This window comes from Paucibacter sp. B2R-40, assembly GCF_025717555.1.
Taxonomy (GTDB): domain Bacteria; phylum Pseudomonadota; class Gammaproteobacteria; order Burkholderiales; family Burkholderiaceae_C; genus Paucibacter_A.
In genome coordinates this window covers 1-9,304 of sequence record NZ_JAJIRP010000020.1, presented here as the reverse complement: position 1 = coordinate 9,304, position 9,304 = coordinate 1, and the positions used below count along the sequence as shown (strand labels likewise).

Sequence of the window (9,304 nt, the reverse complement as noted above, 5' to 3'; positions counted from 1 at the left end):
GGCCAGCTGGCTGCGGCCCCTCAGCTCGAACGTTAGGCGTCACAGGTGGAAAAGTTGCGGTTCGCCCTCGATATCGAAGACGATTGGCCACCAGTTGCTACGGAGAGCGTCTGGTGCCAGCGCGACGGCGACGTCTTCGAACTCCAGAATGCGCCGTTTTTCATCAGCGGATTGGCCTGGGGCGACAAGTTCACAGCTACGCCGGATCCAGTGAACGGCTGCGTGTTCGATTTCAACTTGGTCGAGACATCAGGTCACTCCTTGGCTTGGGTGCTCAAGAATGATGGCTCTGATTTCTTGCGATCCAGGGCTAAGCTACTGGAGCTAGGCTGCAGAGTCGAAGGATTCGCAGCGTACAACCTTTGGTCAGTGGATATTCCACCCACAGCAGCCCCAAATGAGGTGGAAACACAGTTGGATCACCTTGAAACACAAGGTTTCGCTGTCGCAGTTCCTGTCTGGCGCTATGAAACATAGCCGTACAAAAATAGTTCAATACATCCCTCTGAGCGCGATGACACTTGTGAGCCCGGCTATTCAAAACTTGCTGATGCACTACTGCTGGTTTAATCGCTGCGCTTACTCCTGTCTTCCATTCTTTTGCGGCGGCGGAAAGTTGACGCCTAACCGGTCGCTCGAGTGGACCTCCGCCAACTGGCCGCGCTACGCTGCCTGTATATTTTCAGCTCCGCGCGGCCAGCTGGCTCCAGCCCCTCAGCTTCGACGTTAGACCTCAGAGCATGCATTCGTTTTCGCGTTCGGTTGTTGGCGCGTCAAGCCTGTTTGTGCTTGCGTTGAATACCGCATTCACGTTTGCGGCTCCATTGCCGAGCGGAGCGACCGCTGTCATTGCAAAAGTCAATAGGGAGGCGAAGTCCCAGAACTACACAAACCTCCGGGAGCAAATGATCCAAGATTTCAGTTGGAGTTTTGGCGGCGATGCAAGTGCGGAGCAAGCTATCGAAACTTGGCGGAAACAGCCTGGATATTTGCGGCAGCTCTCACGCGTGACCGGGGAGAAATGCGTGTTGCGCAAGGACAAGATTATTGAGTGTCCAAGAAATGCAGGAACTTCGTTTCGTGCAGGATTTCAGGAACTTGAAGGAATATGGAAGTTTGTCTATTTTGTAGAGGGCGACTGATGGGCTTGGAACTGAGGTCTAACCTGTCGCTCGAGTGGACCTCCGCCAGCTGGCCGCGCTACGCTGCCTGTATATTTTCAGCTCCGCGCGGCCAGCTGGCTGCGGCCCCTCAGCTTCGACGTTAGGCTTCACAAATGCCCTCCCAATTTGCCCACAGTGGCTTCCAGCACTTTGAGTTCGAGCAAGTGCCGCTTGACCGAGACGTGTTTCTCATGGACGAGAGCTGGATCGCAGACTGGGAATCGGCGTACCTCGATCTGTTTGAAGGACAGCCATTTCGCAATGTCGGCTACATCAGCTATGCGGCTGTCCGTCAAGCCAGCATTGATGCGTTGGAAATATCATGGTATCCGAACATCATGGATCGATTTCATGAAGTCAGCGTCCTTCTCCCTCGGGCTGCCTTTGTGGCCTGCGTAGACGTTTACGACTACGACGAAAAGCCTCACATTTTCGTCAAATCCCAATGGCTCACAGGCATACACCTTCGTCCTTACTCGGCATTTGCCCTTGTTGACGTCATAGGTGTCAAGAACGCACTGAGGGGCGGCGGTCTCTCGGGAGCAAAGCTCATAGCCCTTCGCGACAGAATTGATCTTCTCGCTGACGCGACACCGGGTGTTGCATTTGTCAGTTTCGCTGACAGCTTGTTGTTGAAGGCGAACTGGTTTGTAGGTCAGCACGACTCAGAGGTCAATTATTCCTACGAACCAGAGACGCTAATTCGGCTTATTCCCCAAGTGGCCGCAATCTATCAGGACGTACTCGGCATGTCGGTCTATGCAACGATCACCCAAGGAGTGAATGAATATGAGGATAAGTCCCTCATTCACCGATCCACTGCTGGAGGGCACGTCTCGCTGAATAGCCTGGGCCTTCCGTTCGCGCAACTCCTAGCAATCGATGAGGCGGCACGCGGAGCAATCCGTTCAAAGGAGCATTTCCCGTTCGAACTGTATGTCGACGAGATGTTCTTCCACTCCCTGCGCTTCAAGTACGGATTTGACAAGCATGCGCAACCCAGTGCGCCGTACATCGCACCAATGTCATCAACGCCAGGCAAGTACTACTGCACAACGGCTCAGGTACTTCTCGAGAATCTAGATTCATCACCAAGCCCCATTCGCAGCCGCAAAAGGTGAAGCCTAACCCCTCGCTCGAACCGACTCGCAACGGCTGGTCACTTCAGGCCCCCATTTCATTCTGGGCCTTCCGTGCCCACCCGCCGCTCGCGGCTCAGCTTTGACGTTAGCCCGCATGAAAATAGATCAATCCTTCGGCGAAGGCCCTGGTGCTCAGACACAGGACGGTTGTTCGGTTGAGGTCTACCGCAGGAGTCCCTACGCTGACGACATTGAGCACCTTTCTGAATACCTTAAGCCTGGCACATCGGTTCTTGAGCTCGGTTGCGGCACAGGTCGCGTTACTAGGCGGCTACTATCCTTGGGTTGTGCTGTCACAGCGGTTGACAACTCGGATGAAATGCTTGGCTATGCGCCGACAGAAGCGAAATTGGTACGGGCCGATATTGAGGAGTTGGATCTCGGCGATAAATTCGATGTCGTCATGCTTGGAAGCGGACTCGTCAATCATCCGAAGCCAGAAGTTCGGTCCGCATTTCTCGCCGCTGCGGCTAAGCATCTCGGTGCAAATGGCACTTTCCTATTGCAGCGCCAAGATCCAGCTTGGCTATCCACTGCTGCGGTGGGGCCGGTAGGAGAAGCAAATGGATTGGCAATGCGAGTTGAAACCGTGAGCCGTACAAGTGGGCTTGTCGCGATGACCCTAAGGTACGACCGGGATGGCGAGACTTGGCTGCATTCTTTTACCCTCGCAGAAGTCGATGAAACCATGCTTCAAGTTCAACTTGGCGCTGTTGGCTTCATCTTGGTCGAGTGGCTTGATACTCAGCGCTGCTGGATTAGGGCTGGTTTTCCTCGTGCGGGCTAACCTGTCGCTCGAGTGGACCTCCGCCAGCTGGCCGCGCTACGCTGTCTGTATATTTTCAGCTCCGCGCGGCCAGCTGGCTGCGGCCCCTCAGCTTCGACGTTAGCCATCATGAATACGGGTCGTCGAAGTCTTGTCTTTGCAACTTCCAGTTGGCTAGCACTAGCAGCTTGCTCGACGGACAGCAAAGTAGGATTCGATCCGTCGCAATCTGTCGAGGCTTGGAACAAGTTTCTTTCTTACCGAGGGTCGGCCACCAAGACACTAAATCCATATGAACTCGTCCTGGCATCGTTAGATTTCTTCGCCACGATCGAGGCAAATGGACTCGCGACAGCGCCCGGTGCCGACATGTTGCTCTATCAATGGGGCGTTTTTGACTTTGGAAAAGGCGAATACTTCGAGTTCGATATCACTAGGCAATTCATTGCCAAAGGGCAGGCCGGCAACGAAGCTATTAGTCAATTCAGATGCACTGCCTACTTTGAACCCGATGCCGAATTGCAGTCAATTCCAAAAGGCAATCTTTGGTGCGGCTCCAAAGCCGATTTAAGTACTTTTAAGAAATACATTCTTGGGAGCAAGGCTTTTTCTGCAGTCGAGAACAGGCTGGCGTCGAGAGTCACGGCCGAGTGGTCAAAAGCATGATGGCTAACCCCTCGCTCGAGTGGACCTCCGCCAGCTGGCCGCGCTACGCTGCCTGTATATTTTCAGCTCCGCGCGGCCAGCTGGCTGCGGCCCCTCAGCTTCGACGTTAGCCGTCAAAAAGCAATGAACCAACTATCCGAGGTAGTGCTGACAGGTGACTTTGTCACCCTTCATCCGCTAGAAGCTGAACACACCTCAGCGCTGAGGCTTGCCGTGCTTGATGGTGAGCTTTGGAAGATTTGGTATGCCAAAGTTCCGTCCCCCGACGAGATGGAGTCTTATGTCGCCCGCGCCATTTCAGAGTCCCAACGTGGAAATTTAGCTTTCGCCGTCACGAGCAATGCCACAGGCAAAGTCGTGGGCACCACAAGGTTCTACAACGTCGAGCCTACGCATCGGAGAGGAATGCTTGGCTACACCTGGTATTCAAAGTCTGTACAAGGCACAAAGATCAACACCGAGTGCAAGTACCTTTTGCTGCGACATTTTTTTGAACAACATAGTGCGAATGCTGTCGAGTTCAGAACTCATTTCTTCAATCAGCCGTCACGCCGCGCCATAGAAAAGCTGGGAGCAAAGCAAGATGGCGTGCTGCGGAGTCATGAGGTCATGAAAGACGGTTCAATTAGAGACACAGTTGTGTATTCAATACTGTCAAACGAATGGGCAGCGGTCAGGAATGGACTATGCAGCCGGCTGAGTGCGTGAGGCGCCACATGACGGCTAACCCTGCGTTCGAGCCGACTCGCAACGGTTGGTCACTACAGGCCCCCATTTCATTCTGGGCCTTCCGCGCCCAGCCGCCGCTCGCGGCTCAACTTCGACGTTAGACCCCACAAATGCGAACGCACTCGCCGCAAGCTCCAGCGAAACGGACGAAATTAGAGATGCTTTTTGGCGTCTTTGAGAGAGTTTTCATGCCTCACTGGCGGCTGTGCCGGACCCAATTGCGCTGAAGCTCTGCCAAAACTGGGGTGCAGTGCGGGCGAACTATCTGAATCCGCCGGAGGGGACTCGCCCGTCCCAACTTGCCAGTGGACTCGAGCAGGGCCTACTCGAAACACCAATGATCGCGGCAGCGATGGCGCCGCCTTGCCGGGCACAAGCGGAACAAGCGCTGCTGGATGCATTGAGAGCCGAGTACCCCACATTCCTATCCACCCAGAAAGCCCGCCTAGCCAAGATCGTTGGTCGCGGGCGCATCGCTTCCGAATCTGAATTCATGCTCATTCGTCACGCGGTAGACGTTTCTGAGGAAAACAAACTTCAGGCTGAAGAACTTCAGGATTTGTATGCGTTGCTGGAGAACTTCGAGGCGCAAGGAAGTCGTGGGGTCTAACCTGTCGCTCGAGTGGACCTCCGCCAGCTCGAACGTTAGAACGCAGTGGAGAATTGGCGTACATCGGTGGCTTTGTTGCTGTTTGCGGGAAGCTTGCTAGCTGGCTGCGCGGTCATATCAACCGCATCGCTGATGGCTAGCGGGGCCAGTTCAATCTATATCGGAACTGTGCTCTGGGCGGGAGGTTCTATTTTCAGTGGTTTTGCGTTGGCGGCAGTGATTCGGCGAAACGCGATGTTTGCGGCTGTTTGTCTGGTGCCCAGCCCTTTTGTCCTAGCGCTTTTGGCAGCCCGCTTCGTTCTTGGCGTATCCACATGAATCTGCGTTCTAACCTGTCGCTCGAGTGGACCTCCGCCAGCTGGCCGCGCTACGCTGCCTGTATATTTTCAGCTCCGCGCGGCCAGCTGGCTGCGGCCCCTCAGCTTCAACGTTAGGCATCATTGAACACCGCCCTCGCCATCGCTCTTGTGGTCGCGCTTACCGGCGCTGGCCAAAGCTCCGTCCCTGAGAAGCGGCTCAGCGCCAGGGCGGCGCTCGCACAAATTCGCTCAAATGGACCAGCTGCGTTCATCAATGCCTACGAACACTCTGCGGCCTGGGATCGCGACATTTTGGCGGGCATCGAAGATGCCGATTCCTCGTGGCTGATGGCTGCAAAGCTACTCAAGCCGCATGCTGACGGGGCCGTATCCGAGGAGATCGGACTAGCGCTGTACGGAGCTTTACCGAAGCGACCGTTTGCGGTCATACCAGTCCTTATGCAGGTCTACCGCAGCACAGCCGAGGAGGTTTGCACACAAACCTTTGAGGCTGCAACACCACCACAGGGAGTCGATTCATACCTTTCTCAGCTTGAAAAAGCGCTGAGCCGCGCTCGATCTCGAACTGAAATCGATATGGCAAATCAGTGCCGCGAAGGTGTGGTCGCTACACGAAACTATGTCAGAGACACTCTAAAGAAATGACGCCTAACCAGTCGCTCGAGTGGACCTCCGCCAGCTGGCCGCGCTACGCTGCCTGTATATTTTCAGCTCCGCGCGGCCAGCTGGCTGCGGCCCCTCAGCTTCAACGTTAGGCCGCACAAACCACCATGCGATCATTCGTACACCTTCTCCTACTCATGTCTCTTGCGGCAGTAACCGTCGGGTCGTATGAGTACTTCGCGCCAGGCCACTTCTACACATGGTTCTTTCAGCAGGGCTCGTACATTTCCCTCTCCGTGACATTCGTATCTACGTTTTGGAGAGAGGTCGACAAGGAAACTAGACTGGTGTCTGCAAGCCCCGTCCAATACGTGGAGGGTTGTCGTGCCGTCCTTGCCGGTGTGATTCTCGTTCTTGGCGAGACAATAAAACCACCCAAAATGGCTGGCGGAAAAGTAGCCGAGACTCTTGAGGGACTCGGAACATTAATTACTTGTTTGGTACTTCTTCTGTACCTTGCCTTTTGGGCTTTTGCTATCGCGCCGTTGCTCTACTTCGTAATCCTGCTTACAGGGGCTCCTGCGCGTTCCGGAATGGCGCACAAGGCTTCAGCGGTCACCCCAGGGGAAAAGAACGGTGAGGCAGAGACTTCTTTCTGGGCAAAGCCAGTTGGAAGTACCTATGCAGTTACTGCACTCCTTATATGGGGAATAAAGACAATACTCGGGTTGTAGTTTTTGCCGGTGAGCGGCCTAACCGGTCGCTCGAGCGGACCTCCGCCAGCTGGCCGCGCTACGCTGCCTGTATATTTTCAGCTCCGCGCGGCCAGCTGGCTGCGGCCCCTCAGCTTCAACGTTAGAGCGCTCAGGCATGACTCCGAAAGAACTAATCGACGCCGCGATAGCGCCCCTATCCACTGTTTTGCGTGAGGCGGGGTTCAAAAAGAGCGGCCGTCGCTTTAAACGAGACGTTGGTGAAGTTCGTTTGTTCCTGGATGTACAGGCAAGCCAATGGAACCGAGACCAGAGCGCTTCTTTCACAATCAACTTGGCTGTCTTTGCGCCGTCCGTTCTCCGGAAACTGGGCGAGGACGTAGGCGATGCACCAAATTCTGAAGCCGGGTGTACTTGGCTGGATCGCATTGGCTTCCTAACACCAGAGAAGAAGGATCTTTGGTGGAAACTTGATAGCGCGGAGTCGGTTAAAGACGTTTCATCACGCGTTCTAGAAACCGTGCATCGGTATGCAATTCCATGGCTAGTGGGCGCGGAAACCTATGAGGGTCTGTGCGACATCCTGGCGCAAGCGACTGGTATTCCTGCCGCCGATATCCTCTGGTCCCTCGGGCTTCACGCGGAAGCTCGTGCCTGCGTCAAGCGCATGCCGCTGAATACTTCCGGTCGTATAAAGGCTGCCGCTGAATGGGTGCAGTTGCATGAAGAAGCGCTCTAACCGGTCGATCGAGTGGACCTCCGCCAACTGGCCGCGCTGCGCTGCCTGTATATTTTCAGCTCCGCGCGGCCAGCTGGCTCCGGCCCCTCAGCTCGAACGTTAGGCGTCACAAAAAGCTTCTCTTCCATGCACATATCGATCTACCTCTTCAACGGCTTCACGGCTCTGGACGCCGTCGGCCCCTACGAATCGTTAGCACGCTTGCCAGAGGTGACCGTAAGCTTCTGCTCACACACGCCCGGCGAGGTGCGAACCGCGGATGGGTTTCTCGGCTTGACTGCTGAGACCTCGATCTTTGACCTCCAGTCGCCAGATGTCGTGTTGTATCCAGGAGGGAATGGCCGCCTCCTGTCGCCATTACTACAGGATGCGCGCCTGATTGAGCAAGTCCGCAGACTCGATCAAGGGACAAGGTTCACCGGCAGCGTGTGTACCGGCGCCTTCTTTCTCGCTGCAGCTGGCTTGCTACGAGACCGGAGCGCCGCAACGCACTGGCGGGCCAAGGACTCGCTCGCGAAGTTCGGCGCCCAATACTCTGGTCAGCGTGTAACCCAAAGCGGGAAGTACATAACGTCCGCAGGTGTCACCGCAGGCATAGAACTCGGCTTGACCCTGTGCGAACACATAGCTGGTCGGAGTGCTGGTGCCGCCGTAGAACTAAGCATGGAATACGACCCATCACCAGTGTTTGGAGGCGGCGATCACCGAACCGCTGACGCGGCAATTGTTGAACTCATCACATCGCGCTTACGCCAATGACGCCTAACCGGTCGCTCGAGTGGACCTCCGCCAGCTGGCCGCGCTACGCTGCCTGTATATTTTCAGCTCCGCGCGGCCAGCTGGCTGCGGCCCCTCAGCTCGAACGTTAGGCGGCGCAAACCAGTCCCATCACTCGCCGGAAGGAGGCCCCACGTGAGAGACCCAGAGAAACAGGTTCTACGAGCGATCGAAACATACAAGTCCGCTGTTCTGGCAAAGAACGCTGAGGCGCTAATGCAACTCTACGACCCGGAAGTCAGGGTGTTCGACACATGGGGCATTTGGTCATACGAAGGTGCTGCGACTTGGAGAATCGCCATAGAAGGTTGGTTCTCTTCGCTTGGCAGCGAGACCGTCAGGGTAACGTTCGAAGATTTGAGAATCACGGCCGAGCCCAGCTTCGCCTCAATGAGCGCCTTTGCACGGTACGCTGCTTTCTCGGCTCAAGGTGAAGAGCTTCGGGCAATGCAGAACCGGTTTACTTGGGTGCTTAAGGCCAGCGGCCATGTTTTGCGCGTCGTCCATGAGCACACATCGACGCCAATCGGGTTCGAAGACACGAAGGCAATATTCAAGCGCGAAGGCAAGTCATGAGGGCACGGTATCGAGTGCCGCCTAACCATTCGTTCGAGCCGACTTGCGACGGCTGGGCACTACAGGCCCCCATTTCATTCTTGGCCTTCCGCGCCCACCCGTCGCTCGAGGCTCAACTTGAACGTTAGGCATCTTCAGAGAAGGACGCCCCGGTATGAATTCTGAAATCTCGCGGGACAAGGCGACAGGTTCGAACCGAGGAGTGCTGTCGGCCTGCGTGGCGCTGGTCGTCTTGGTTGCGCTAATGGTTGTGTCGTACTTCTACCCATATCCAAGCGGCAAGCGCCCTGACTTCCTGAGCTTGCTCATGTTGTGGGGCCGGGAGGCGCTAATCGTCGTGACGGCTTTGGTCCTGTTGGTGGTTCTCGCCGTTGGAGCAATCATCAAGGCCCTGAAGAGTCGTGGTGCACCAGATGCCTAACCGGTCGCTCGAGTGGACCTCCGCCACCTGGCCGCGCAATGCTGCCTGTATATTTTCAGCTCCGCGCGGCCAGCTGGCT

General features: G+C 55.8%; 13 protein-coding genes. All 13 read left to right on the top strand.

What is annotated here, in order from left to right:
- The first annotated feature begins 45 nt into the window (after positions 1 to 45).
- The 13 genes from LNV09_RS24485 to LNV09_RS24425 all read left to right on the top strand — a co-directional run bounded on the left by LNV09_RS24485 (position 46) and on the right by LNV09_RS24425 (position 9,225).
- Positions 46 to 477 (top strand): DUF4265 domain-containing protein, encoded by a 432-nt coding sequence (locus LNV09_RS24485; RefSeq protein WP_263559682.1) that lies wholly within the window; start codon positions 46 to 48, stop codon positions 475 to 477.
- A 263-nt stretch (positions 478 to 740) separates the two neighbouring features.
- Positions 741 to 1,142, top strand: coding sequence for a hypothetical protein (locus LNV09_RS24480; RefSeq protein WP_263559681.1), 402 nt, complete (start codon positions 741 to 743; stop codon positions 1,140 to 1,142).
- 134 nt (positions 1,143 to 1,276) lie between these two features.
- Positions 1,277 to 2,284 carry a hypothetical protein gene (locus tag LNV09_RS24475; RefSeq protein WP_263559680.1) on the top strand — a complete coding sequence of 336 codons (1,008 nt, stop codon included), beginning with the start codon at positions 1,277 to 1,279 and terminating at the stop codon, positions 2,282 to 2,284.
- Positions 2,285 to 2,399: 115 nt separating this feature from the next.
- Complete coding sequence (locus tag LNV09_RS24470; RefSeq protein WP_263559679.1) at positions 2,400 to 3,092, top strand: class I SAM-dependent methyltransferase; 693 nt, start codon at positions 2,400 to 2,402, stop codon at positions 3,090 to 3,092.
- A gap of 108 nt (positions 3,093 to 3,200) precedes the next feature.
- Positions 3,201 to 3,737 carry a hypothetical protein gene (locus LNV09_RS24465; protein ID WP_263559678.1) on the top strand — a complete coding sequence of 179 codons (537 nt, stop codon included), beginning with the start codon at positions 3,201 to 3,203 and terminating at the stop codon, positions 3,735 to 3,737.
- Between the two features lie 123 nt (positions 3,738 to 3,860).
- Complete coding sequence (locus tag LNV09_RS24460; RefSeq protein WP_263559677.1) at positions 3,861 to 4,445, top strand: GNAT family N-acetyltransferase; 585 nt, start codon at positions 3,861 to 3,863, stop codon at positions 4,443 to 4,445.
- 358 nt (positions 4,446 to 4,803) lie between these two features.
- A complete protein-coding gene (locus LNV09_RS24455) occupies positions 4,804 to 5,076 on the top strand; it encodes a hypothetical protein (RefSeq protein WP_263559676.1) in 273 nt (90 codons plus the stop codon).
- A 440-nt stretch (positions 5,077 to 5,516) separates the two neighbouring features.
- Positions 5,517 to 6,041: a hypothetical protein gene (locus LNV09_RS24450; RefSeq protein WP_263559675.1), complete on the top strand. Its 525-nt coding sequence runs from the start codon at positions 5,517 to 5,519 to the stop codon at positions 6,039 to 6,041.
- A 125-nt stretch (positions 6,042 to 6,166) separates the two neighbouring features.
- Complete coding sequence (locus tag LNV09_RS24445; RefSeq protein WP_263559674.1) at positions 6,167 to 6,733, top strand: hypothetical protein; 567 nt, start codon at positions 6,167 to 6,169, stop codon at positions 6,731 to 6,733.
- Between the two features lie 136 nt (positions 6,734 to 6,869).
- A complete protein-coding gene (locus tag LNV09_RS24440) occupies positions 6,870 to 7,451 on the top strand; it encodes a DUF4304 domain-containing protein (RefSeq protein WP_263559673.1) in 582 nt (193 codons plus the stop codon).
- A 126-nt stretch (positions 7,452 to 7,577) separates the two neighbouring features.
- A complete protein-coding gene (locus LNV09_RS24435; protein ID WP_263559672.1) occupies positions 7,578 to 8,210 on the top strand; it encodes a DJ-1/PfpI family protein in 633 nt (210 codons plus the stop codon).
- Positions 8,211 to 8,363: 153 nt separating this feature from the next.
- Positions 8,364 to 8,804, top strand: a complete 441-nt coding sequence (locus LNV09_RS24430) for a YybH family protein (RefSeq protein ID WP_263559671.1) — start codon at positions 8,364 to 8,366, stop codon at positions 8,802 to 8,804.
- 154 nt (positions 8,805 to 8,958) lie between these two features.
- Entirely contained in the window at positions 8,959 to 9,225 is a 267-nt protein-coding gene (locus LNV09_RS24425; protein ID WP_263559670.1) for a hypothetical protein, read from the top strand.
- The last annotated feature ends 79 nt before the right edge of the window (positions 9,226 to 9,304 follow it).